Genomic DNA, 23,413 nt, shown 5'->3' with positions numbered 1-23,413 from the left:
CGGAGCTGTCGGGGCCCGCGAAGGTCTTCGCCGTCGGTCGGCGTCGACCGTGCCCGAAGCCGGTGGCTGCCCGTCGCTCAGGCCGCCGCCCGCTCCCCTTCCTCTTCTCCTCCGCCGTCCCCGGTCCCGTTCTCCAGTTCCGTCACGAACTGCTTGAGCCAGGTGATGAATTCCGGGCCCAGGTCGGGGCGGTCACAGGCCAGGCGGACGACGGTGCGCAGGTAGTCGGCCTTGTCGCCGGTGTCGTAGCGGCGGCCGGAGAAGATCACGCCGTGGACCGTGCCGCCCGTCGCGAGCTGCTGCAGGGCGTCGGTGAGCTGGATCTCGCCGCCGCGGCCGGGCTCGGTGCGCTCCAGGACGTCGAAGACGGCCGGGTCGAGGACATAGCGTCCGATGACCGCGTACCGGCTGGGCGCGTCCTCGCGGGCGGGCTTCTCCACGAGACCCGTGACGCGTACGACGCCGTCCTCGCCGGACGGCTCCACCGCCGCGCAGCCGTAGAGGTGGACCTGCTCCGGCGGGACCTCCATCAGGGCGACCACGCTGCCGGCGTACCGGTCGCGCACTTCGAGCATCCGGCTCAGCAGGGTCTCGCGCGGGTCGATCAGGTCGTCGCCCAGCAGGACGGCGAACGGCTGGTCGCCGACGTGGTGGCGGGCGCACAGGACGGCGTGGCCGAGCCCGAGCGGGTCGCCCTGGCGGATGTGGTGGATGTCGGCGAGCCGGGCCGGGTCGCGCACCGCGTCCAGTCGTACGGTGTCGCCCTTGGCCGCGAGGGTCTGCTCCAGTTCGAAGGCGTGGTCGAAGTGGTCCTCGATGGCCCGCTTGTGGCGGCCGGTGACCATCAGGACGTCGTCCAGACCGGCCGCGGCGGCCTCCTCGACGACGTATTGGATGGCCGGTTTGTCGACGACCGGCAGCATCTCCTTCGGGGTCGCCTTCGTCGCGGGCAGGAAGCGTGTGCCGAGGCCGGCGGCCGGGACGACTGCTTTGCGGACACTGCGTGCGGAGTGGGGGGCGCTCATAAGGATCATGCTGGCCGACGGGGATGGGAGTTCCCCGAGAGCCGCATCTGAGATTCCTGTGGGCCGGGGCGGGCACGCTCCAGGGGCCCGAAAGTTGAAGATTCTGTGTGGCATCCGGCTTTCCATGCACACAAGTTGAGCCCGACCGTCCATGCGAAGTCGAATACGGGTTCTGCTACCGCCGGTAACTTATCTGAAAATACCGAGCTTTGAACTTCGGTCACTCGAACTCCTTGTTTCCTGTGAGGCGTGTGTGCAAAGGTGAGCCTCCCCTTACGGATGGATCTGATCAAGCCAACCTGCCTGGTCAGACCGAAGGTACGCACCAATCACGCACCTGCTTTCCGGCGAACGTGCTTTCCGTGCCCTTCGTCGGCTTGGAAGGAAATGGTTCCGTGCAATCCCCGAACCCCCCACGCCCGCCCTACCCGCCGCGCCCCGGATGGACCACCGGGGATTCCGACTCCCATCTCGCCGCCCGACTGGCCTCGGGAGACGGAAGCGGCCGCGCGGTCGCCCTGCTGCTCGCCCGGCACTGGCGGGCGGCCGACGACTACGCGACCGTCTGCCTGGCCACCGACTCGGACTCGGTGCGGCTCGTGGCCGCAGCCGCGTTCCACGAGGTGTTCGGTCGACTGGCCGAGGGGCGCACCGGCGGCGCGCTGCGCCCCCAACTCCTCGTCGCCGTACGGGACATGGTCCGGGAATGGGCCGGCGCGGACGGAGTTTCCGGCGTCCTGCCGGAGTTGCGCAAAACCGTCGGCGGCCGAGGACTGCGCGCCGCGCGGCCCACTACGGCCGAAAGGCGGCAACTCGCCGAACGCGCTTTCCAGTTCCTTCCCGCCGCCTCTCAATGCCTCTTGTGGCACACGGAGGTGGAGGCCGAACCCATATCCGTACCGGCCGGTCTGCTGGGCGTGGACACTACGACCGCGGCGGCCGGTCTGGAACAGGCCCGGGAGCAATTCCGGGCGGGCTGTGTGCGCGCCCACCGGGAACTCGCGCCGACGAGCGAATGCCGTTTCTACAACCGTCTCCTCGACGTTCCCCTGCGCCGCGGCGGAACGCTGCTGCCCGATGTCCGTCAGCATCTCGCGCAGTGCCGCTTCTGCCGGCACGCCGCCGAACAGCTCAGCCATTTCGACGACGGACTGGACGCGCTGCTCGCCGAGACCGTGCTCGGCTGGGGCGCCCGCCGCTATCTGGACTCGCGCCCCGGACGCGCCGTCTCCGCCGACGCGGCAGGCCGCTCTGCGAAGGGCCGCTCCACGGAGGGCCATCCCACGGACGGCCACCCCACGGACGGCCACCCCACGGGCGCGCGCCGGCTCGTCGCCGTCGGCGGCCGTCACCGCACCACCTCGGCCGGTCTGCTCGATCTGCCGGGCAGGCGTCCCAAGGCGGTGCTCGTGGGCGTCGGCCTGACCTCCCTCGCCCTGCTCGCCACCGTCCTCGTGGCCAGGAGCTGGTCCGACGACAACGGCGGCCCCGACCCCCGGGCCACCTGGGGCGAGCCGGCCGGGGGCGCGAACGAGGTCGGCGCCCCGGGCGGCTCCGGCGCCCCGTCGTCCGCCTCCGCCGCCCGCCCCGCCGAGGTCGCCGGGGGCAGGCTGCGCAGCACGGACGCGGGACTCTGCCTCGACGTCGCCGGGGGCAGGGCCGAGTCCGGTGCGGCGGCCGTCCTCGCGGCGTGCTCGTCGGCCGCGTCGCAGCAGTGGTCGTACCAGGACGACGGGCTGGTGCGCAGCGCCGCCGCCCCGACGCTCTGCCTGGCCGCCGACCCGGACCACAAGACGGTCGCCCTGGCCGGGTGCGTGGTGCACTCCGGCGAGGCCTTCTTCGACCTGACCGTGCGGGGCGAGCTCCTGCTGCGCCGGGACGGCGGCTTGGCCGTCGCCCCCGGTGAGGGCCGGTCCCGGAGCGACGTCGTCGTCACGGAACGGGACGGTTCCGCGAGGCAGCGGTGGGAGTTCGACGCGTCGGCCGAGACGAAGGGCGCGCCCGGACGATCGGCTCCGTCCGGACCGCCGGGTCTGCCGGGTCTGCCGGGAGTGCTGGGGCTGCCGGGTCCGCCCGGGCAGGAGTCCACGGATCCGCCCGCGCCGCCCGGGGAATCGGTCCTCCCACAGTCCCCGAAGTCCCCGGCTCCGCCGCTGTCCCGGGAGGACGCGGCACACCCGCCGTCCCCCGGACTGGCCCCGCCCGCGCCGGAGGCCGAGACGAGGGTCGCCCAGGTGGACCATCAGCGGCCGGACCCGGCCGAGCAGCCGGCGGCCCCGGCCGCGGTCCGCGACGCCCTTCCCGGCACGGCCGCCGTCCTGCGCGACGTCGTCACGGGGGCGACCGGACTCCTCGGCCGCTGAGGGCGTTCCGACGCGGGAGGCGGGGCAGGCGGGGCAGGCGGGAGAGACAGGGGAGGTGGAGGAAGCGGGAGAGACGGGGCAGGCGGGCTCGGGCGGGTCACGGCGTGCGGACGGCGGTCACGACGTGCAGACGTCCTTCAGTTTCTCCGCCGCCTTGTCGATCTTGCTCGAGTCGGGGGTGTCGCCGTTGAGGATGTCCTGGTTGTAGTCCTCTATCGCCTGGTTGAGGTCGTCGACCGCCTTGTCGACCTTGCTGTCGTCCGACTTGTCGTTGATCTTGTCGAGGTTCTTCTCGATGGTGTCGATGGAGTCCTCCGTCTTCGTCGGGTCCTCGATCGCGTCCGCACCGGCCCGGTTGATCGCCGTGATGCTGTCGGAGATGTCGTCCGCGTTCGAGAGACAGTCGATCGAGTCGCCGAACTCGCAGCCGGTCAGGAGCCCGGCGGACAGAGCGACGGCGAGCGCGGTGGAGGCGAGGACGGCGGTACGGCGTCGGCGTCGGCGGTTCACGGTCATGGAGGGGTCCCTTCGGGAGCTTTCGGGAGCTTCGGCGTCTTCGGGAGCTGCTGGATCTTCCCCACCACGATCGCGTGGCGTGCTCGCCGGCACGAGGGACCGCACCCCCGGATCCGTGGTGTAGCGCGCTACACCACGGATCCGGGACGGGTCCGGCCGACCCGGTAGGCTTCCCGAGAGCTCAGGGAAGTCAGGGAAGTCGGGGGACGTCGACGGACGTCGAGGGACGCCATAACGGGAGGAACCGCCGGTGCATGTCCAGGAGTGGCTCGACTCGGTGCCTGCGGCCGCGGTCTACGCCGTGGTCGGACTCGTCATCGGACTGGAGAGCCTCGGCATTCCGCTGCCGGGCGAGATCATCCTGATCTCGGCCGCGCTGCTGTCCTCCCACCACGGGGGCATCAACCCCGTGGTCCTCGGCGCGGTCGCCTCCGGCGGCGCGGTGATCGGCGACTCCATCGGCTACGCGATCGGCCGCAAGGGCGGACGCCCGCTGCTGGCCTGGCTCGGCAGGAAATTCCCTCGGCACTTCAGCGAGGGGCATATCGCCACCGCGGAGAGGTCCTTCAAGAAGTGGGGCATGTGGGCCGTCTTCTTCGGCCGGTTCGTCGCCCTGCTGCGCATCTTCGCCGGCCCGCTCGCGGGCGTCCTGCACATGCCGTACTGGAAGTTCCTCATCGCCAACGTCCTCGGCGGGATCGTCTGGGCGGGCGGTACGACGGCCGTCATCTACTACGTGGGCGTGGTCGCGGAGTCCTGGCTGAAGAGGTTCTCGTACCTGGGGCTGGTGGTGGCGCTGCTGATCGGCGTCGCGTCCTTCTTGATCGTCAAGCGCAAGGCGAAGCGCGCCGCGGTGGAGCCCGAAGTGGAGACCGTAGGGGCTGCCGAGTAGTTCGGGCGCGGGGTGTGTGCGGCTGGTCGCGCCCAGGCGGCGCCGCACAGGGACACCCTGCCCCGCGCGGCCGCCGCTCAGGGACTGCCCCGCGCCCCTTCAGGGCGTTGCGCTAATCGTGGATTTCACGGTGTGCTTTGGCCAGGTCCGCGTACAGGGTGCCGTTCAGCGTGACTCCCTGTCGCTCCTCCTCGGTCAGCTCCCGCTTCACCTTCGCGGGAACGCCGGCCACCAGTGACCCGGGCGGCACCTCCATCCCCTGCGGCACCAGGGCCTGCGCGGCGATCAGCGATCCCGCCCCGATCACGGCCCCGTTGAGCACGGTCGCGCCCATCCCGATCAGACAGTCGTCCCCGACGGTCGCCCCGTGCACCACGGCGTTGTGACCGACGGACACCCGCTCGCCGATGGTCACGGGAAACCCGGGGTCGGCATGGAGCGTCACGTTGTCCTGGACGTTGGCGTCGCGCCGGACGGTGATCCGCTCGACGTCGCCGCGCACCACCGCGCCGTACCAGACGCTCGCGCCCGCCTCCAGGGTCACGTCCCCGATCACCGAGGCCGTCGGCGCCACGAACGCCTCCTCGTCGACCTTCGGTTCCCTGCCGCCGATGCCCACGATCAGCGCCTTCTGCGTCATCACCGTCTCCTCGTGTCGGTAGTCCCTGCGCACCGTACGTCACCCACTGGGGTGAAGATCACAGGGCTTCGGTCGTATCCGCCCCGCGCGCCCTGAGTACGGTGAGTGAGTGCCGAAGCGCAGGAACACGTTCTCATCATGGCGGGGCCGCCTCACCCAGCGCGCGGTCCACGCGGGCTGGGCCTGGGTGCAGCGCACCGGCTCCGTCACCGCCGAGCGCCCCGGCCGCCTCCGCTTCGGCTCGATGGGAACCGGCACCCGTCTCGCCTTCCCGCTCGGCACGGTCTTCGGCGAGCCCTGGATCCATCTCGGCGCGCACTGCATCGTCGGCGAACAGGTCACCCTCACGGCGGGCCTGATGCCCGACCTCGACCTCGGCCCGGACCCGATCCTGCGCATCGGCGACGGCGTCGTCCTCGGCCGCGGCAGCCATGTCATCGCCGACACGACGGTCACCATCGGCAGCGACTGCTACTTCGGGCCGTACGTCTATGTGACGTCCACGAACCACTCCTACGACGATCCGCACGAGCCCATCGGCAAGCAGTGGCCGCGGATGGAGCCGGTGGAGATCGGCCCGGGGTGCTGGATCGGCACGGGCGCGGTGATCCTGCCCGGCGCGCGGATCGGACGCAACGTCGTGGTCGCCGCCGGCGCCGTGGTGCGCGGCACGGTGCCCGACCACGCCGTCGTCGCGGGCGCGCCCGCCCGGGTCGTACGACGCTGGACCCCCGCCGAGGGCTGGCAGCCGCCGTTGCGCACCCCGGCGCCGGTGCCGATACCGGACGGGGTCACCCCGGATCAGCTGGTCGCGCTGTCGGGGCTGGACGAGGAGTCGGTGGAGCGGCTGGCCCGGCTGGAGCCGGAGAGCTGACTGCTGACCTTCGACCTCGGGGCGTCAGTCCGTCACGCATCAGCCGGTCACGCATAAGGCCATTCACGGATGGGCCGGTCACGCATCAGCCGGTCACGCATCAGCCGGTCACGCATCAGCCGGTCACACACCAGTCCGTCGGGCGTCAGCCCGTCGCCAGCAGCAGCGTGCCGACCAGGGCGAGGCCCGCGCCCGCCGCCTGGACCGCGCGCAGCCGCTCCCGCAGGAACCCGCGCGCGGCCAGCGCGGTCACCACCGGGTAGAGCGAGGCGAGTACGGCGGCGACGGTGACCGGGCCGTGCTGGGCGGCGACCGCGTAGGTGCCGTTGGCGGCCACGTCGGCCAGCCCGACGAAGGCGAACGCCGGCAGCGAGGCCAGGGCGAGGCCGCCCTGGGGGAGTGCGGGCGTCCCGCGCCGGACGGCGGCGTACAGGGCGGCGCCGCCGACCGCCACGTTGGTCACGCGCTGGACGAACAGGGCGAGGAACAGGCCGGTGACGGTGGTGGAGGCCTCGGTGATCAGGGCGAACACCGTGCCGAAGCCGAGCGCCGCGACCAGCGTGAGGAGCACCGCCTGCCGCTGCACCCGCGCGCACCTGAGCTGCGGGCCGCCCGCCAGGATCACCCCGACGACGGCGATCGCGATGCCCGCGAGCTGGAGGAGCCCGGGCCGCTCGCCCAGGAAGAGACCGACCGAGACCGGCACGGCCACGCCCAGGGTGGCCAGCGGGGAGACGACCCCCATGGGACCGAGCGCCAGCGCTTTGTAGAAGGAGAGCAGGGCGACCGGGCCCACCAGTCCGGCCCCGACCGCGAACCACAGCCGGGGCCCGGCCTCGCTCCAGCCGCCGGTGGCGACGACGATCACGCCGAGGACGACCGTCGCGATCGCCTGCGAGACCACGACGACCGTCAGGGCGGGGGCCCGGCGCGTCAGCAGCCCGCCGCCGAAGTCGGCCAGACCCCACAGGAGGCTGGTGGCCAGGGCGAAAAGTGCTGTCACGGGGTTCCTCGCAGTACAGTTCGATGCACGATCGGGAACGATCGGGTGCACCACACCATAGTTCAGGAAACTGAACTGTGTCATCCAGAATATTGGACCCACTGGATACCGGTCTCCCGGACCATCGGACTTCTGAAGTGGACGGAACGTGTCGGACCTCGACCTGCTGACCCAGTCCCTGGCGCGCAACGTCAAGCACTGGCGTGCGGTGCGCGGCTTCACCCTGGACGTGCTCGCCGCCCGGGCCGCCGTCAGCCGGGGCATGCTCATCCAGATCGAGCAGGCCCGCACCAATCCGAGCATCGGCACGGTCGTCAAGATCGGCGACGCCCTCGGCGTCAGCGTCACCACCCTGCTCGACTACGAGCAGGGTCCGAAGGTCCGGATCGTCCCCGCCGAGCGGGCCGTACGGCTGTGGCACACCGAGGCCGGCAGCTACAACCGGCTCCTCGCCGGCGCCGAGGCCCCCGGACCGCTGGAGATGTGGGACTGGCGGCTGATGCCGGGCGAGAGCAGCTCCTCCGAGCCCCACCCCGCAGGCACCGTCGAGCTGGTCCATGTCACGGCAGGCGAGCTGACCCTCACCGTGGACGGCGAGGACCACCGAGTCCCGGCCGGCGCGAGCGCCTCCTTCGAGGCCAACGTCCCTCATCTGTACGGCAATCGCGGCGACGTGCCGATGGAGATGGTGATGGCCGTCTCGGTGCCGCCCGTGCAGTGACCGCCGCCGCCCGCGCGGTGAGACGCCGGTACGGAGGGCGGGCGGGGCTTGTTAGCGTGCCGCCATGCGCGCACCCCTCGGAGACTTCGACACCGCCACGCCCGCCCCCGACTGCCTCGACGACCTGATCGGCCCGGTCGCCGACGCCGTACGCCACTGGAGCGGCAGCGTGCCCGCCGACCAGATCGTCCACGTGGACACCGACCCGCAGTGGGCCGACACGGCCGTCTTCGTGGAGCACTACGGGCAGGAACTGCTGGAGCGGTCCGCGAACTGCGTCGTCGTCGCCGGCAAGCGGGGCGGCGAGACCACCCTCGCCGCGTGCGTCGTACTGTCCACCACCAGGGTCGACGTCAACGGCGTCGTTCGCCGCCAACTCGGCGCGCGCAAGGCCTCGTTCGCCTCGATGGACACGGCGACGGGCGAGACCGGCATGGAGTACGGCGGCATCACGCCGATCGGACTCCCGGGCGCCTGGCCGGTGTTGGTGGACTCGGCCGTCGTCGACCTGCCCTACGTCCTGGTGGGCAGCGGGCGTCGGCGCGGGAAGCTCCTGGTGCCGGGCAAGGCGTTCGCCGAACTCCCGGGCGCGGTGGTGTTGGAGGGGCTGGGCGTCTGAACCTCAGACCGTCACGTGGTGGGCGAGCGCCACATGGGGGTCCGCCTCGCCCGGCGCCGGCGCCGGATCCGCGTGGACCAGCGCGGCCGTCAGCCGTGGAACCGCGTGCAGCAGTGTGTGTTCCGCGTCCACGGCGATCGCGTGCGCCTGCCGTACCGTCGCCTCGCCGTCCACGACGACCGCGACCTCGGCGCGCAACCGGTGCCCGATCCAGCGCAGCCGCAGCTCGCCCACCTCGCGTACGCCCGCGACCTCCCGCAACGCCTGCTCGGCCCGGTCGACCAGTGCCGGGTCGACGGCGTCCATGACCCGCCGGAACACCTCGCGCGCCGCGTCCCGCAGCACCAGCGCGATCGCCGCCGTGATCGCCAACCCCACGACAGGGTCGGCCAGTTGCCAGCCCAGCGCCGAGCCGCCCGCGCCCAGGAGCACGGCCAGCGAGGTGAACCCGTCGGTGCGCGCGTGCAGTCCGTCCGCGACCAGCGCGGCCGAGCCGATCTCCCGGCCCACGCGCATACGGTGGCGGGCCACCCACTCGTTGCCCGCGAAGCCGACCAGCGCGGCCACGGCCACCGCGCCGACGTGCTGGACCGGGCGCGGGTCCAGCAGCCGCTCGAGTGCCGTCCACCCGGCGAAGGTCGCCGACGCGGCGATCGTCAGCACGATCGCGATGCCCGCGAGATCCTCCGCCCGCCCGTACCCGTAGGTGAAGCGGCGGGTGGCCGCCCGCCGGCCCAGCACGAAGGCGATCCCGAGCGGTACGGCGGTCAGCGCGTCCGCCGCGTTGTGCACCGTGTCGCCGAGCAGCGCCACCGACCCGGACATCACCACCACGACCGCCTGTGCCACGGCCGTCACGCCCAGCACCGCCAGCGAGACCCAGAGCGCGCGCATGCCCCGGGCCGAGGACTCCAGGGCCCGGTCGAGCTTGTCGGCGGTCTCGTGGGAGTGGGGGGTGAAGAGGTGGGCGAGGTGGCTGAGGGGGCCGAGGCGGTCGCGCAAGCGGGGGGAGGGGCGGTGGCGCGGGTGCTCGTGGCCGTGTTCGCGACCGTGACCATGTTCGTGATCGTGACCGTGACCATGGCCATGTTCGTGACCGTGACCATGTTCGTGATCGTGACCGTGACCGTGACCGTGGCCATGGTCGTGGTGATGTCCGTGCTCGTGGTCGTGCCGCTCGCTCACGTCGGTCCCCTTCCGGTGCGCCGAGATGGACGTGGGTGCGTCCACCCGCCATTATGTGCGTATGAGCGCACGCATGCACCTGTCACCTGCACACCATGCGCATCCGCGCACCCCCGGCGAGGAGCAGTTCGCCCTCGCCGCCGAGCTGCTCGCCCTGCTCGGCGACCGCACCCGGCTCACCCTGCTGCACGCCCTGACCTCGGGCGAGGCCGATGTGACGACGCTGACGGAAGGCTGTGGGGCGGCCCGGCCGGCGGTCAGCCAGCATCTGGCGCGGCTGAGGCTGGCCGGGCTCGTGAACACCAGGAAAGAGGGACGCCGGGTGATCTACTCCCTCTCCGACGGCCATCTGCGCCGCCTGCTGGACGAGGCCCTCAACGTGGCCGACCACCGACTCGGCGACCAGCCGCTGCACGACTGAGCCATGAACGAGTCACGTCAGTAGTGCTCGGCCGACCCGAGGTACTGCTCCGCGAAGGCGGCAGCGGCGGCGGGCGAGGTGAAGAGGCGGCGCAGCCGGGCGAAGGTGGTGCCCGCCCGGAAGGGGTCGCCGGCCGAGGTCCCGTGGTAGACCTCCGACAGCCACTGCGAGAACTCCTGGTAGTCCCACACCCGGCGCAGGGACGCCTCCGAGTATCCGTCCAGCCCGCTGCCGTCGCCCCCGTCGAGGTAGGCGACCAGCGCGTCGCCCAGCAGGAACGCGTCGTGCAGGGCGAGGTTCATGCCCTTCGCGGCGATGGGCGCGACGAGATGGGCCGAGTCCCCGGCCAGGAAGAGCCGCCCGTACGTCATCGGCTCGACCACGTAGTCGTGCATGTCCAGCACACGCTTCTCGACCAGCCGCCCCTCGGTGAGCGCGGGGGCGTCCGCGCCGCCGGCCAGGCGTTGGTGCAGCTCGGACCAGACGCGGTCATGGGACCAGTTCTCCGGGTCGTCGCCGGGCGGGCACTGGAGGTAGTACCGGGTCATCTCGGGGCTGCGGGCCATGTGTCCGGCGAACCCGTCGGGGTGGACGCCGAAGAGCACGCAGTCGGAGGACGGCGGCGCCTCGGCGAGCAGCGCCAGCCAGCCGATGCCGTAGTCGTGCCGGGCGATCCGCGCGTGCGCCGGCACCAGCGCGGCCCGGCTCACCCCGCGCGCGCCGTCGGCTCCGACGACGAAGTCGCAGTGCAGCACCTGCCGTTGCCCCGTCTCGGGACAGAGGTACGACACCGACGGCCTGGCTGTGTCGAGGTCGTGCAGCTCGACGTCGCGCACGGCGAAGCGGGCGTCGCCGCCGCGTATGTCGACGTACTCGTGGACGAGGTCGGTCACCAGCAACGGCTGGGGATACACCCAGTGGTGACGTCCCGTCAGGTCGCCGTAGGAGAAGCGGTAGCGGTCGCCTCCGAAGCGGAACTCGCAGGCGCTGTGCAGGTGGGCGTGCTCCAAGAGGCGCTCGGCCAGGCCGCGTTGCTGGAGGCCGCGGACGGCCCATTCTTCGATGACCCCTGCGCGGGGGCGCTGCTCGATGAACGCACGGCTCTCCGTCTCCAGGACGACGCAGTCGACGGACGCGGCCCGCAGGATGTTGCCGACGGTGAGCCCTGCGGGACCGGCGCCCACGACGACGACCGGAGTGTGGTGGAGGGAGGGGGAGTTGGTGGTCACCGCACATTATGGACATGGCCACGGTGACCTGCTCGATGCTGCTCCTCAGCTGTCCTGGGCGCACCGGAAACCGGTGTGTCCGCTGGAGCTGTCAGGGGTGTTGGCGCTGCGGGCGGCCACGCGGTAGCGGTTGCAGTAGGAGGCGTGGCAGAGGTAGGAGCCGCCCCGGATCACCTGCTCGACGCTGCCCGCGGACCGTGCGTCCGCACGCCCTGCATCCACACTCCATGCATCGGCACACCACTCCCAGACGTTTCCCGACATGTTGTGAAGGCCGAATCCGTTGGGTGCGAAGGCGTCGACGGGAGCGGTGCCGCGATAGCCGTCGGCGGCGGTGTTCTTCGTGGGAAAAGTGCCGCGCCAGATGTTGCAGCGGTACTCCCCGCCCGGATTCAGTTCGTCGCCCCACGGATAGCGCCGCTGCTCCAGACCGCCGCGCGCCGCGTACTCCCACTCGGCCTCGGTGGGCAGCCGTCTGCCCGCCCAGGCGGCGTAGGCGGCCGCGTCGTGCCAGGAGACGTGCACCACCGGATGGTCGTCCCGTTCCGCCAGGCTGCTGCCGGGCCCCTCGGGCCGCTGCCAGGTCGCGCCGGAGACGGCGCACCACCACGGGGTCCGCTCGGGCCGCGGGGAGTCCCGGCGCAGCGGGCCCGGCAGGAACCCGGCGAAGACGTACGACCACCCCAGGCGCTCGGCGTCCGTGACGTACCCGGTGTCCGCGACGAACTCCGCGAACCGGGCGTTGGCGACGGCGTGGACGTCCATGCGGAACGGGCCGACCCGCACCGCCCGCACGGGACCCTCCCCGTCCGCCGGGAAGCCCTCCGCGTCCTCCGCGCCCATCAGGAACTCACCGCCGGGCAGCTCCACCATGCCGTCGCCGTCGGAGGCGGGACCGACCGGCGGCGGGCTGGGCAGGTCCCGTGGCGCCCCTGACCCGCCGCCCGAGGGCATGCAGCAGCGGGCGGGCGACGGGGACGCGGGCGTCGGCGGTTCCTCACACATGGCGGGACCAGCGTGACCGAGGAACCTGTGCGTCAGCGCAGCCGGGGGATCTCGATCGCCGGGCAGCGGTCCATCACCATCTCCAGACCGGCGGCGCGCGTACGGTCGTAGGCCTCCTCGTCGACGACGCCGAGCTGGAACCACACCGCCTTCGCGCCCTCGGCGACCGCCTCGTCGGCGACCGCGCCCGCCAGCTCGCTGTTGACGAAGACGTCGACGACGTCCACCTCGAAGGGGATGTCGGCGAGCGAGGCGTAGCCCTGCTCCCCGTGCACCGTCTCGGCCTTCGGATGGACGGGGACGACCCGCTTGCCGAAGCGCTGGAGCACCTCGGCGACGCCGTACGCGGCGCGGGCGCGGTTCGTCGACAGGCCCACCACGGCCCAGGTGTCGCCGAGTTCGGTGAGGATCGTGCGGATCGTTGCCTCGTCGCCGTACACCGGCGGCCTCCCAGGGATGCGAACAACTGCTGCCGGACGATTCTGTCGAACAGATCCTGTCGGACAGGTGCTGTCGAACAAGTGCCGTCCTCGCCGTCAACAGCCTACGGCGAGCCCTCATTCCGTTCATTCCGATCATTCCGAGCGGCCCGCCTGCGAACGGGACGCCGCCCGCCTAGGCTCGGCACGTGCTGCGCATCATCGACGCCCGAACCGGACAGTCCGTCGTCGCCGCCCCCGTCCGCCGGGGCCTGACCCGTGTCGAGGCGCATGCCTCGGGATACGACGCGGGGGCGCTGCGCGTGCTCCTCGTCGCCGACCTGCTCGTGCGCGCGCTGGAGCTCGGCGGTACGCCCGTGTGGGCGCTGCTGACCGGCGAACGCGAGCAGGCGGAGCTGCGGGCGGGCGCGGCGGCCCTCGGTATGCACCCCTTCGAGGACGGCCGGGACCTCGCCGCCGCGGTGGGCGAGGCCCAGGTGCTGCATGTGGCGGCGGAGGGCGGAGCGCCCCCTGACGGGACGTGGGTCGCCGTCGCGCCCGCCTCCGTCGACGGCGCGGACACCGACCCCGCCGTCCTGCGCCTCGCCCTGCTGTCCCGCCCCCGCACCGAGCCCGCCCGGCTCGACGGCGCCGCGCTGGCCGAGGCCCACGACACGCTCGTACGGTGGCGTCGGGCCGTCGCCGACTGGGCGCGGCGGCCCTCGCGGCCCGTCCCCGACGAGGTCCGCCGACGGCTGCGCGCCGCCTGGGAGGACGACCTGGACGTGCCCGAGGTGCTGCGGGTCCTGCGGTGGGCGCAGGACGCCGGGCCCGAACTGCCGGACGGCGCCCGCTTCGAGACGTACGCCTACGCGGACCGTCTCCTAGGCCTGGAGCTCACCCGCGACCTGGGCGCGCCGGCATGACGGGGAGCATCGGTGTGACGGGGAGCATCGGCGTGACGGGGAGCACCGACAGACGAGGAGCGCGGACATGACAGGACCCGGCGCCGGGGGACCGCTGCGGCGGCTGGTCGTGCTGCGGCACGCCAAGTCCGCCTGGCCGGACGGCGTGCCCGACCACGAACGGCCGCTCGCCCCGCGCGGCCGCCGGGACGCACCCGCGGCCGGCCGTGCGCTCGCCGAGGACGACTGCCTCCCGGACCTCGCCCTGTGCTCCACCGCCGTACGCGCCCGCCGGACCTGGGAGCTGGCCGCCGCCCAGTGGGGCACCCCGCCCCCGGTGCGGTACGACCCGCGGCTGTACGCGGCCGACGCCGACGAGCTCCTGGAGGTCGTGCGGGAGACCCCGGACGAGGTCGAGACGCTGCTGGTCGTCGGGCACAACCCGGGCCTGGAGGAGCTGGTCCTCGGTCTGGCCGGGGACGGCCTCGACGACGCCCTGGACGCGGTGCGGCTGAAGTTCCCCACGTCGGCGATCGCCGTGCTGGCCTGGCACGGGCCCGCCTGGCGGTCCCTGACGCCGGGCACGGCCCTGCTGACGTCGATGACCGTGCCCAGGGGCCACAGGGGCCACAGGGGCGGGAAGGGCGGGAAGGGCGGGAAGGGCGGGAAGGGCGGGAAGGGCGGGAAGGCGGGCTGACGTCAGCCCACGTGGACCCAGGGCCGCCGCCTCGGCTCCGGCTCCGCGCGGCGCAGGACCTCACGGGTGACCGGCGCGACCTCCCCGTCGCCGAACACCAGGAAGCGCACGAGGTGACTGAACGGGTTGCCCTCGGTCCAGCTGAAGTAGGCGTGCGGGACCTGGCCCGTACGGTCGCGCACCGCCAGCAGCACCGCGGCGATGCTGTTGGGCACCGTCGGCCCGGAGACCCGCAGCCGGCGCACCCCGTGCTTCTCGTCGCCGCGCACGGCGACGTCCGCCGTGAAGTCCGAGGAGTCCCGCACGAACACCTCCAGGAACAGCACCGGACCGCCGCCCGGAATCGGCGTGTGCTCGCGCTGCTCCCACTCCTTGGCCCGGTAGGCACGCCTGCTGTGCTCATGCGGCTCGTTGGCGATGCACTGCACCGGCCCGAGGCGCGCGGCCTCGGCGACGAACCGGGCCGCCGTGTCGTCGAACGTGACCTCGGCGGCCCGCAGTTCGAAGGCGCGCCGCACCCGTGAGCCGAACGAGGTGACCAGGATCGCGAAGATGAAGATCGCCGCGATCTTGATGCCGTCCGGCCGCTCGATGACGTTCGCGACCAGCGTGTAGGCGAAGACGGCGGTGATCGTGCCGAAGCCGAGCGTGGCCCGGCGGTGCCCGTGCCGGTGCACGGCGACGGTGGAGGCGAAGGCCGCCGACAGCATCAGCACCAGCACGCCCGTCGCGTACGCGCCGCTCTGCGCGTCGACGTTCGCGTCGAACCACAGGGTGATGAGGACGGCCGCCACCATGAACACCAGCACCAGGGGCCGCACCGCGCGCGTCCACTCGGGCGCCATGCCGTAGCGGGGGAGGTAGCGCGGGACGAGGTTCAGCAGGCCGGCCAGGGCGGAGGCGCCCGCGAACCACAGGATCGCGATCGTCGACACGTCGTACACCGTGCCGAATACCTGACCCAGGTGCTCGTGCGCGAGATAGGCCAGCGCCCGGCCGTTCGCCGGACCGCCGGCCTTGAAGTCGTCCTGCGGGATCAGGATCGTCGTCGCCAGACTGGACAGCAGCAGAAAGCCGCTCATGACCAGCGCGGCCGTGGTGAGCAGCTTGCGGGTGTCCCTGATCCGCCCCCGCGGCTCCGCGTACGTGTCCGTCGGATCGCCCTTGATCTGCGGCATCACCGCCACCCCCGTCTCGAAGCCGGACATGCCGAGCGCCAGCTTCGGGAAGACCAGCAGGGCCACGCCCAGCATCGCCAGCGGCGAGGAGTGCTCGGCCGTCAGCGCGTCGGTCCAGTCCTCGATCCGCACGGGGTGGGAGAGGATCTCCTGGGCGGAGACGGCGAGCACGACGAGATTGAGCGCGAGATACGCGGCCACCAGCACCACCGCGATGCCGATGGCCTCCCGGAAGCCCTTGAGGAACACCGCGCCCAGCGCGCCGACCAGCGTCAGCGTGATCCACTCGTTGCCGGAGGTCATCCAGTGCGGGGCGAACGGGTTCTCCACGACGTGCGCGGCGGCGTCCGCGGCCGACAGAGTGATCGTGATCATGAAGTCGGTGGCCGCGAACCCCAGCAGCACCAGCACCAGGATCTTCCCCGACCACCACGGCAGCAGCCGTTCCAGCATCGCGATCGACCCCTCGCCGTGCGGGCTCTCGTGCGCCACCCTCCGGTACACCGGCAGCGCGCCCAGCAGCGTCAGCCCGATCAGCACCAGCGTGGCGAGCGGCGACAGCAGACCGGCCGCGAGGGCGGCGATGCCCGGCTGGTAGCCGAGCGTGGAGAAGTAGTCGACGCCGGTCAGACACATCACCCGCCACCAGCGCCGGCCCTCCTGCTCGGCGGGCGGCGCCGCGTGCGGTCCGGGGTGACGGGCGGTCTGCTCGCTCAGCCCCTCCAGGAACCAGGCACGCCACCGGGCGGCCGACGCACCGGGCCGCCCGCTCGCGCCGGTGTCCTTCGCCGCCCGGATGCCGGTCATGGTGTGCGCTCCCTGCGATCGCCCGCGTACCGCCGTCAGTTATCCCGATGCCCTGCTTTCCCGCTGTTCCGCTACCCCGCACATCGTCGCCCGCACCTCCGACCCGGGCGACCGCAGGAACTGCGCATAGACATCTCAGGGGGTGAAGAAGTCAAGCCGTGGGGGACGTGGCGTGGGTGCAAGGGATCAACGCGTGTGCGAAACCGGTGTGCCTCACAGGGGATCGGTCGGGTAGCGTGCGGGTCATGTCGAGCCCTGAGGCAGCCAAGGTGGGGGCTTTCGGTCACGCCGTCAGCCCCCTGAACCACTGAGTTCGAAGTCCTGTTGTCCCGCCGCGTTCCGCGGCCGGATGCGTGCGCCCGTGGGCGCTGACTGCGGTGACGAGACGTCTTCCTGTCGTGCTTCTCCTCGTCTCGGAGCCTCTCAATGCCTCTCCCGCTGTATCTGCTTGCCCTGGTGGTCTTCGCCATGGGCACCTCGGAATTCATGCTCGCCGGGCTCCTGCCGGACATCGCCTCCGACCTCGACGTTTCTGTCGGGACGGCAGGCACCCTCACCTCGGCCTTCGCGATCGGGATGATCATCAGCGCCCCGCTCGTGGGCGCGCTCGCCCGCAACTGGCCAGCACGGGGCAGCCTCCTTTGGTTCGTCCTCGTGTTCTCGGCAGCGCATGCCATGGGTGCCATCACCACGAGTTTCGTGGTCCTGTTCGTGACCCGGGTCGTGGCCGCGGTGGCGAATGCGGGGTTCCTCGCCGTTGCCCTGACCACCGCTGCCGAGCTGGTTCCGCCCGGCCGGAAGGGACGCGCGCTGGCCGTCCTGCTGTCCGGCACGACGGTGGCAACGATCGCCGGAGTCCCCGGGGGATCCCTGCTCGGCACGATGCTCGGCTGGCGGGCCACTTTCTGGGCTGTCGCCGTCGTCTGCCTGCCCGCTGCTCTCGGCGTCCTCATGGGAATCGCCCCGCGCCCAGGGCAGTCGGACGAGGCCGACGGACCGGCCTTGCGGTCAGAGATCGAGCAGCTCAGAAGTCCGCGGCTGATCCTCGTCATGCTGCTCGGTGCGCTGGTGAACGCGGCAACCTTCGGAAGCTTCACCTTCCTGGCTCCCATCGTGACCGACGGTGCCGGAATGACCAGGCCGTGGATCTCAGTCGTGCTGGTGCTCTTCGGCGCCGGTTCGTTCGTCGGTGTCACCCTGGCTGGACGGCTCTCGGATCAGCGCCCCGGTCTGGTCATCGCCGTCGGTGGACCACTGCTCCTCATCGGCTGGCCCGCGCTGGCCCTGCTGGCTGAAAACCAGATCGCTCTCCTCACACTCGCATTCGTGCAGGGCGCGCTGTCGTTCGCGGTGGGCAGTACGTTGATCACGAGGGTGCTTTATGAGGCGGCTGGAGCCCCCACCATGGCCGGGGCGTATGCCACTGCGGCACTCAACGTCGGCGCCGCCGTCGGCCCTCTCATCGCCGCGGTCACCCTGGGCCCCGTTGGGAACCGTGGTCCGCTGTGGGCAAGCGGATTCCTCGTCCTGGTCGCTTTGCTCGCCGCGTTCCCCCTCCGCAGTGCGATGGCGGCTGCTCGGAGTCATGAGGTGCTCCAGTGACGCCTGTGACCGTCATCCAGTCAGGCTGCCCGGCCAGTCGAGGGTGACGGGAGTGGTGCGAAGGCGCACAGTTCGTCGAACGCTTGCCGGGTCTGCAGGCAGTGATGGAGTTGTCCGAGGAACCGGTTGAGCAGGTGGCGCTGGGCGGCGTTGTGCCAGTCGCCGTGCTCGCGTCGGCGCCGGTAGTGGGCGTTGGCAACGGGCGAGGCCTGGAGGGCTGAGAAGGCCCAGAGGAAGCCCGCGTGCATGAGCCGGTTGTTCTTGACGAAGCGGCGGCCGAGGAAGCGTTTCTTGCCGGAGGCGCGGGTGATGGGGGCGGAGCCGGCGTAGGACTTGAGTGCTCTGCCGTCCGTCGAAAGCCGCCCGTCGGCCCCTTGTGGGGACCAGATCGAACCGCCTACACCCTGGATTAGGCTGGCCGGATGCAGGACGAGTACCGCACCGTCGCCCACGCGGGCGTGCACGAGACCGAGGTCAACCGCTCCCGCTTCCTGTGCGCCCTCGCCCCGGCGGCCACCGAGCAGGAGGCCCAGGACTTCATCGCGTCCGTCCGCAAGGAGCACGCCGACGCCACCCACAACTGCTGGGCGTACGTCATCGGCGCCGACGCCTCCACCCAGAAGGCGAGCGACGACGGCGAACCCGGCGGCACCGCGGGCGTGCCCATGCTCCAGATGCTGCTGCGCCGCGACATGCGGTACGTCGTCGCCGTCGTCACCCGCTACTACGGCGGCGTCAAGCTCGGCGCGGGCGGCCTCATCCGCGCCTACGGCGGCGCGGTCGGCGAGGCCCTCGACTCCCTCGGCACCCTCACCCGCCGCCGCTTCCGCCTGGCCACGGTCACCGTCGACCACCAGCGCGCCGGCAAGGTCCACAACGACCTCCGCGCGACCGGCCGCGCGGTGCGCGACGTCCGCTACGGCGAGGCGGTCACGATCGAGATCGGCCTCCCGGACGCCGACGTGGCCGCCTTCCGGACCTGGCTGGCGGACGCGACGGCGGGGACGGCGGGCTTCGAGCTGGGCGGAGAGGCGTACGGGGACGCGTAGGGGGATGCGTAGAGGGACGCGGAGGGGCCGGCGTTCCGGGGAGTGACTGCCCGTGATGTCAGACCTGGCCGTTAGTCTCGGGAATCATGAGGCTCCTGCACACTTCCGACTGGCATCTGGGCCGGGCGTTTCACCGGGTGAACATGCTCGGCGCCCAGGCCGCGTTCATCGGGCATCTCGTCACGACCGTGCGGGAGCGCGAGGTCGACGCGGTGGTCGTGTCGGGAGACGTCTACGACCGCGCGGTGCCGCCGCTCGCCGCGGTCGAACTGTTCGACGACGCCCTGCACCGCCTCGCCGACCTCGGCGTGCCCACGGTGATGATCTCCGGGAACCACGACTCGGCCCGCCGACTCGGCGTGGGCGCGGGGCTCATCGGGCGCGCGGGCATCCATCTGCGCACGGATTCGACCGCGGCCGGGACCCCGGTGGTCCTCGAGGACGCGTTCGGGGACGTCGCCTTCTACGGGCTGCCGTATCTCGAGCCCGCCCTGGTGAAGGACGAGTTCGGCGTGGAGAAGGCCAGCCACGAAGCCGTGCTCGCGGCCGCCATGGACCGTGTCCGCGCCGACCTCGCCGCACGCGCGCGTGGACGGCAGGGGATCGGGCGGACCCGGTCCGTCGTCCTCGCCCATGCCTTCGTCACCGGCGGCGAGCCCAGCGACAGCGAGCGGGACATCACCGTCGGCGGGGTCGCCTCCGTGCCCGCCGGTGTGTTCGACGGCGTCGACTATGTGGCGCTCGGGCACCTGCACGGCAGCCAGACCCTCACCGAGCGCGTGCGCTACTCCGGCTCCCCGCTGCCGTACTCCTTCTCGGAGGCCGAGCACCGCAAGACCATGTGGCTCGTCGACCTCGACGCCGACGGCTCCGTCGCCGCCGAGCGGATCGACTGCCCGGTGCCGCGTGCGCTGGCGCGCGTGCGGGGCACGCTGGAGGAGCTGCTCGCCGATCCCGCTCTGGCACGGCACGAGGAGGCGTGGGTCGAGGCGACGCTCACCGACGCCGTCCGCCCCGCCGACCCCATGGCCCGGCTCGCCGAGCGCTTCCCGCACACCCTCAGCCTCGTCTTCGCCCCCGAGCGGGGGCCCGACGGCCCCGACGTGTCCTACGCCCGCCGGCTCGCCGGCCGCAGCGACCAGGAGATCGCCGAGGACTTCGTGGCCCATGTGCGCGGGGCCGGGCCCGACGAGCGGGAGCAGGGCGTCCTGCGGGACGCCTTTGACGCGGTCCGCGCGGACGACGTGGTGCGCGAGGTGGCGCGGTGAGGCTGCACCGGCTCGACCTGACGGCCTTCGGCCCCTTCGGCGGCTCCCAGAGCGTCGACTTCGACGACCTGTCCGCCGCCGGACTCTTCCTCCTGCACGGCCCGACGGGCGCGGGCAAGACCTCCGTCCTGGACGCCGTCTGCTACGCGCTGTACGGCTCCGTCCCGGGCGCCCGGCAGAGCGGCCAGGGCCTCACCCTGCGCAGCGACCACGCCGCCCCCGGCGCCCGCACCGAGGTCACCCTCGAACTGACCGTCGCGGGACGCCGCCTCGAGGTCACCCGGCAGCCGCCCTGGGAGCGCCCGAAGAAGGGCCGCCGCGCGGGCACGACGGTCGACAAGGCCCAGAGCCGGCTGCGCGAGTACGACTCCGTCGCCGGGGCCTGGAAGGACCTCAGCCGGTCCCACCAGGAGATCGGCGAGGAGATCACCCAGCTGCTCGGCATGAGCCGCGAGCAGTTCTGCCAGGTCGTGCTCCTGCCCCAGGGCGACTTCGCGCGGTTCCTGCGCGCCGACGCCGAGGCCCGCGGCCGACTGCTGGGCCGCCTCTTCGACACCCACCGCTTCGCCGAGGTCGAGAAACGGCTCGCCGAACGACGCCGTACGGCGGAGGCACGCGTGCGTGAGGGCGACGCTGCGCTGCTCGCCGACGCCCACCGGATGCAGCAGGCCGCCGGCGACGCCATGGAGCTGCCCGAGCTGGCCCCGGGCGAGCCAGGTCTCGCCGAGGCGGTGCTGGACGCGGCCGCCGTCGCCCGCAGCACCGCCCGTGAGCTGCTGACGATCGCCGACCGCGGCCGCCTCGCCGCCGAGTCCGCGCAGGCCGCCGCCGAGCGCACCCTGGCCGACGTACGGGAACGGGCGCGGTTGCAGAGGCGGTTCGCCGAGGCGCGGGAGCGGGCCGCTCGGCTGGAAGAGCGGGCCGGGGCGCACCGGGAGGCCCAGGCGCGGGCGGAGCGGGCGCGCAAGGCGGAGACGGTGGCGCCGGCGCTGGAGCTGCGCGAGGCCGCCGACGCCGAGCACCGCGGGGCGTCGGCGGCCGAGGCACGCGCGCGTGGGCAGCTGCCGGAGCGGTTCGCGGAGGCCGGGGCCGCCGGGCTCGCCGCCGCCGCACGCCGGGCCGCCGAGGAGCTGGGCGGTCTGGAGTCGGCCCGGCGCGGTGAACGGCGACTGGCCGACCTGGTCGCCGAGCGCGCCGACCTGGACCGGCAGGAGCGCGAGGACGACGACGTCCTGGCCGAGACCGAGGGCTGGCTCGCCGAGTGGGACACGACCCGCGCGAGGCTCCAGGCCCGCATCGAGTCCGCCCAGGAGGCAGCCGCCCGCGCCGAACAGCTCGACGTCCGGCGCGAGCCCGCCCAGCGACGCCTCGACGCGGCCCGCTCGCGCGACCGGCTGGACCTGGAAGCCGAAGGCGCCCGGCGCAAGGCCCTCGCCTCCGGCGAGCAGGCGCAGGAGGCCCGCGCCCACTGGCTCGACCTCAAGGAACAGCGTCTGAACGGCATCGCCGCCGAACTGGCCGCCACCCTCGCCGACGGCCGCCCCTGCGCGGTCTGCGGCGCGACCGAACACCCCGCCCCCGCCCGCAAGATCGCCGGGCACGTCGACCGCGAGGCCGAGGAACGGGCCCTCGCCGCCTACCAGCGGGCCGAGGAGCGGCACGCGGCGGACGAGCGCGCCCTCGGCGGCGTACGGGAGGCGCTGGCCGCCGCTCGCGCCGAGGCGGGCGACACCCCGGCGGACCGGCTCGCCGCCGAGGCGCGGGAGCTGGACCTCGGCCATGCGCAGGCCCGTCGGGACGCCTCCGCGCTGCACCCCGCGCGCGAGGAGCTGCGCCAGGCCGAGCAGGAGCACGAGCGCCGTACGGCGGCCCAGCGGGAGGCCGCGGTCAGGGCCGCGTCCCGAGTGGGTCACCGGGACCGGCTGGAGCGGGAACGGGCCACTCTGGAGGACGAGTTGGCGCAGGCGCGCGGCACGGCGGCGAGCGTGGCCGCGCGCGTCTCCCGGCTGGAGCGGCAGACCGCCCTGCTCACCGATGCGGCCGACACCGCCCGGGTAACCGAGGAGAGCGCCGAGCGCCTCAAGGCCGCGGACGGACGCCTCGACGAGGCCGCGTTCCGGGCCGGTTTCGACACCCCGCAGGCCGCCGCGGACGCCCTCCTCGACGACACCGCCCACCGCGAGCTGCAACGACGGCTCGACGCCTGGCAGTCCGAGGAGGCCGCCGTACGCGCCGTCCTCGCCGAGCCGGACACGGTGGCCGCGGCCCGGCAGCCGCCCGCCGACCTCGCCGCGGCCGAGGCGTCGGCGACCACGGCGGCCGCACGCCTTCGCGCCGCCGCCTCCGCGCGGGACGCGGCCGCCGGCCGCTGCACCGAGCTCGACCGCCTCTCCGCGCACGCGTCCGACGGCGTACGACGGCTCGCGCCGCTGCGCGACGAGTACGACCGGGTGGCCCGCCTGGCCGGTCTCACCGCGGGCACCTCGGCCGACAACGAGCGCAAGATGCGCCTGGAGGCGTACGTCCTGGCGGCCCGCCTCGAACAGGTCGCCGCCGCCGCGACCGCACGCCTGCAGCGCATGTCCTCGGGGCGGTACACCCTGGTCCACTCCGACGACCGGGCCGGACGCGGCCGCAGCGGGCTCGGGCTGCACGTCGTCGACGCCTGGACCGGACGGGAGCGGGACACGGCCACGCTGTCGGGCGGCGAGACCTTCTTCGCCTCCCTCGCCCTCGCCCTCGGCCTGGCCGACGTGGTCACCGACGAGGCGGGCGGGGTCCGGCTGGACACCCTCTTCATCGACGAGGGATTCGGCAGCCTCGACGACCAGACCCTCGACGAGGTCCTCGACGTCCTCGACTCGCTGCGGGAACGGGACCGCAGCGTCGGCATCGTCAGCCATGTGGCCGATCTGCGGCGGCGGATCCACGCACAGCTGGAGGTCGTCAAGGGCAGATCGGGGTCGACGGTGCGTCAGCGCGGTCGGTGAGCCGC

The 23,413-nt window shown here is 72.8% G+C and carries 21 protein-coding genes and 1 pseudogene; 12 read left to right on the top strand and 10 right to left on the bottom strand.

Annotated features, from left to right (window positions below):
• Nucleotides 1-77: 77 nt before the first annotated feature.
• The gene (gene galU, locus OG562_RS05450) at nucleotides 78-1,034 is read right to left on the bottom strand and encodes a UTP--glucose-1-phosphate uridylyltransferase GalU (protein WP_266394268.1); all 957 of its coding nucleotides are present in this window, start codon (nucleotides 1,032-1,034) and stop codon (nucleotides 78-80) included.
• A 386-nt stretch (nucleotides 1,035-1,420) separates the two neighbouring features.
• Between galU and OG562_RS05445 the strand changes: the two genes are divergently transcribed.
• Nucleotides 1,421-3,388 (top strand): RICIN domain-containing protein, encoded by a 1,968-nt coding sequence (locus OG562_RS05445; RefSeq protein WP_266394263.1) that lies wholly within the window; start codon nucleotides 1,421-1,423, stop codon nucleotides 3,386-3,388.
• Between the two features lie 117 nt (nucleotides 3,389-3,505).
• On the opposite strand, the gene OG562_RS05440 is transcribed toward OG562_RS05445, so the two are convergent.
• Entirely contained in the window at nucleotides 3,506-3,904 is a 399-nt protein-coding gene (locus OG562_RS05440) for a hypothetical protein (protein ID WP_266394260.1), read from the bottom strand.
• A 250-nt stretch (nucleotides 3,905-4,154) separates the two neighbouring features.
• Here OG562_RS05440 and OG562_RS05435 point away from each other — a divergent pair, with 250 nt between their 5' ends.
• Complete coding sequence (locus OG562_RS05435; protein ID WP_266394258.1) at nucleotides 4,155-4,796, top strand: DedA family protein; 642 nt, start codon at nucleotides 4,155-4,157, stop codon at nucleotides 4,794-4,796.
• A gap of 112 nt (nucleotides 4,797-4,908) precedes the next feature.
• On the opposite strand, the gene OG562_RS05430 is transcribed toward OG562_RS05435, so the two are convergent.
• Nucleotides 4,909-5,436, bottom strand: coding sequence for a gamma carbonic anhydrase family protein (locus OG562_RS05430; protein ID WP_266394255.1), 528 nt, complete (start codon nucleotides 5,434-5,436; stop codon nucleotides 4,909-4,911).
• Between the two features lie 109 nt (nucleotides 5,437-5,545).
• On the opposite strand from OG562_RS05430, the gene OG562_RS05425 reads away from it, so the two are divergent.
• Nucleotides 5,546-6,310 (top strand): acyltransferase, encoded by a 765-nt coding sequence (locus OG562_RS05425; protein ID WP_266394252.1) that lies wholly within the window; start codon nucleotides 5,546-5,548, stop codon nucleotides 6,308-6,310.
• Nucleotides 6,311-6,455: 145 nt separating this feature from the next.
• Here OG562_RS05425 and OG562_RS05420 read toward each other — a convergent pair whose 3' ends face one another.
• On the bottom strand, nucleotides 6,456-7,313 hold the full coding sequence (locus OG562_RS05420) for a DMT family transporter (protein ID WP_266394250.1): 858 nt from the start codon (nucleotides 7,311-7,313) through the stop codon (nucleotides 6,456-6,458).
• Between the two features lie 148 nt (nucleotides 7,314-7,461).
• Here OG562_RS05420 and OG562_RS05415 point away from each other — a divergent pair, with 148 nt between their 5' ends.
• Both OG562_RS05415 and OG562_RS05410 read left to right on the top strand, forming a co-directional pair.
• Complete coding sequence (locus tag OG562_RS05415; RefSeq protein ID WP_266394247.1) at nucleotides 7,462-8,034, top strand: helix-turn-helix domain-containing protein; 573 nt, start codon at nucleotides 7,462-7,464, stop codon at nucleotides 8,032-8,034.
• A 64-nt stretch (nucleotides 8,035-8,098) separates the two neighbouring features.
• Nucleotides 8,099-8,653 (top strand): YbaK/EbsC family protein, encoded by a 555-nt coding sequence (locus OG562_RS05410; protein WP_266394245.1) that lies wholly within the window; start codon nucleotides 8,099-8,101, stop codon nucleotides 8,651-8,653.
• Between the two features lie 3 nt (nucleotides 8,654-8,656).
• Here the strand turns inward: OG562_RS05410 and OG562_RS05405 are convergent, their stop codons facing one another.
• Nucleotides 8,657-9,838: a cation diffusion facilitator family transporter gene (locus OG562_RS05405; RefSeq protein ID WP_266394242.1), complete on the bottom strand. Its 1,182-nt coding sequence runs from the start codon at nucleotides 9,836-9,838 to the stop codon at nucleotides 8,657-8,659.
• A 61-nt stretch (nucleotides 9,839-9,899) separates the two neighbouring features.
• Here OG562_RS05405 and OG562_RS05400 point away from each other — a divergent pair, with 61 nt between their 5' ends.
• Complete coding sequence (locus OG562_RS05400; protein ID WP_266394240.1) at nucleotides 9,900-10,259, top strand: metalloregulator ArsR/SmtB family transcription factor; 360 nt, start codon at nucleotides 9,900-9,902, stop codon at nucleotides 10,257-10,259.
• 17 nt (nucleotides 10,260-10,276) lie between these two features.
• On the opposite strand, the gene OG562_RS05395 is transcribed toward OG562_RS05400, so the two are convergent.
• Genes OG562_RS05395 through OG562_RS05385 form a run of 3 tightly spaced genes read right to left on the bottom strand, consistent with a single transcriptional unit; the run spans nucleotide 10,277 to nucleotide 12,933 of the window.
• On the bottom strand, nucleotides 10,277-11,488 hold the full coding sequence (locus OG562_RS05395) for a 4-hydroxybenzoate 3-monooxygenase (RefSeq protein ID WP_266394238.1): 1,212 nt from the start codon (nucleotides 11,486-11,488) through the stop codon (nucleotides 10,277-10,279).
• A gap of 45 nt (nucleotides 11,489-11,533) precedes the next feature.
• Nucleotides 11,534-12,493, bottom strand: a complete 960-nt coding sequence (locus tag OG562_RS05390; protein ID WP_266394237.1) for a formylglycine-generating enzyme family protein — start codon at nucleotides 12,491-12,493, stop codon at nucleotides 11,534-11,536.
• Between the two features lie 32 nt (nucleotides 12,494-12,525).
• A complete protein-coding gene (locus OG562_RS05385; protein ID WP_266394229.1) occupies nucleotides 12,526-12,933 on the bottom strand; it encodes a CoA-binding protein in 408 nt (135 codons plus the stop codon).
• A gap of 188 nt (nucleotides 12,934-13,121) precedes the next feature.
• On the opposite strand from OG562_RS05385, the gene OG562_RS05380 reads away from it, so the two are divergent.
• Nucleotides 13,122-13,838: a hypothetical protein gene (locus OG562_RS05380; protein ID WP_266394226.1), complete on the top strand. Its 717-nt coding sequence runs from the start codon at nucleotides 13,122-13,124 to the stop codon at nucleotides 13,836-13,838.
• A 67-nt stretch (nucleotides 13,839-13,905) separates the two neighbouring features.
• Nucleotides 13,906-14,514: a histidine phosphatase family protein gene (locus OG562_RS05375; RefSeq protein WP_266394223.1), complete on the top strand. Its 609-nt coding sequence runs from the start codon at nucleotides 13,906-13,908 to the stop codon at nucleotides 14,512-14,514.
• A gap of 2 nt (nucleotides 14,515-14,516) precedes the next feature.
• Here OG562_RS05375 and OG562_RS05370 read toward each other — a convergent pair whose 3' ends face one another.
• Nucleotides 14,517-16,499, bottom strand: a complete 1,983-nt coding sequence (locus tag OG562_RS05370; protein ID WP_266394220.1) for an amino acid transporter — start codon at nucleotides 16,497-16,499, stop codon at nucleotides 14,517-14,519.
• 426 nt (nucleotides 16,500-16,925) lie between these two features.
• Between OG562_RS05370 and OG562_RS05365 the strand changes: the two genes are divergently transcribed.
• A complete protein-coding gene (locus OG562_RS05365; protein WP_266394217.1) occupies nucleotides 16,926-18,101 on the top strand; it encodes a Cmx/CmrA family chloramphenicol efflux MFS transporter in 1,176 nt (391 codons plus the stop codon).
• Nucleotides 18,102-18,121: 20 nt separating this feature from the next.
• Here the strand turns inward: OG562_RS05365 and OG562_RS05360 are convergent.
• Nucleotides 18,122-18,454: pseudogene (locus OG562_RS05360) on the bottom strand (transposase); the annotation flags it as partial.
• 69 nt (nucleotides 18,455-18,523) lie between these two features.
• On the opposite strand from OG562_RS05360, the gene OG562_RS05355 reads away from it, so the two are divergent.
• The 3 genes from OG562_RS05355 to OG562_RS05345 all read left to right on the top strand — a co-directional run bounded on the left by OG562_RS05355 (nucleotide 18,524) and on the right by OG562_RS05345 (nucleotide 23,408).
• Nucleotides 18,524-19,150 carry a YigZ family protein gene (locus tag OG562_RS05355; protein ID WP_266394214.1) on the top strand — a complete coding sequence of 209 codons (627 nt, stop codon included), beginning with the start codon at nucleotides 18,524-18,526 and terminating at the stop codon, nucleotides 19,148-19,150.
• Nucleotides 19,151-19,236: 86 nt separating this feature from the next.
• On the top strand, nucleotides 19,237-20,418 hold the full coding sequence (locus tag OG562_RS05350) for an exonuclease SbcCD subunit D (protein ID WP_266394212.1): 1,182 nt from the start codon (nucleotides 19,237-19,239) through the stop codon (nucleotides 20,416-20,418).
• The gene (locus OG562_RS05345) at nucleotides 20,415-23,408 is read left to right on the top strand and encodes an SMC family ATPase (RefSeq protein WP_266394209.1); all 2,994 of its coding nucleotides are present in this window, start codon (nucleotides 20,415-20,417) and stop codon (nucleotides 23,406-23,408) included. Before OG562_RS05350 ends, OG562_RS05345 begins: the two co-directional genes overlap by 4 nt.
• The last annotated feature ends 5 nt before the right edge of the window (nucleotides 23,409-23,413 follow it).

Source organism: Streptomyces sp. NBC_01275 (assembly GCF_026340655.1).
GTDB lineage: Bacteria > Actinomycetota > Actinomycetes > Streptomycetales > Streptomycetaceae > Streptomyces.
The sequence above is the reverse complement of the archived record's forward strand: the minus strand, read 5'-3'. Positions and strand labels throughout refer to the sequence as shown.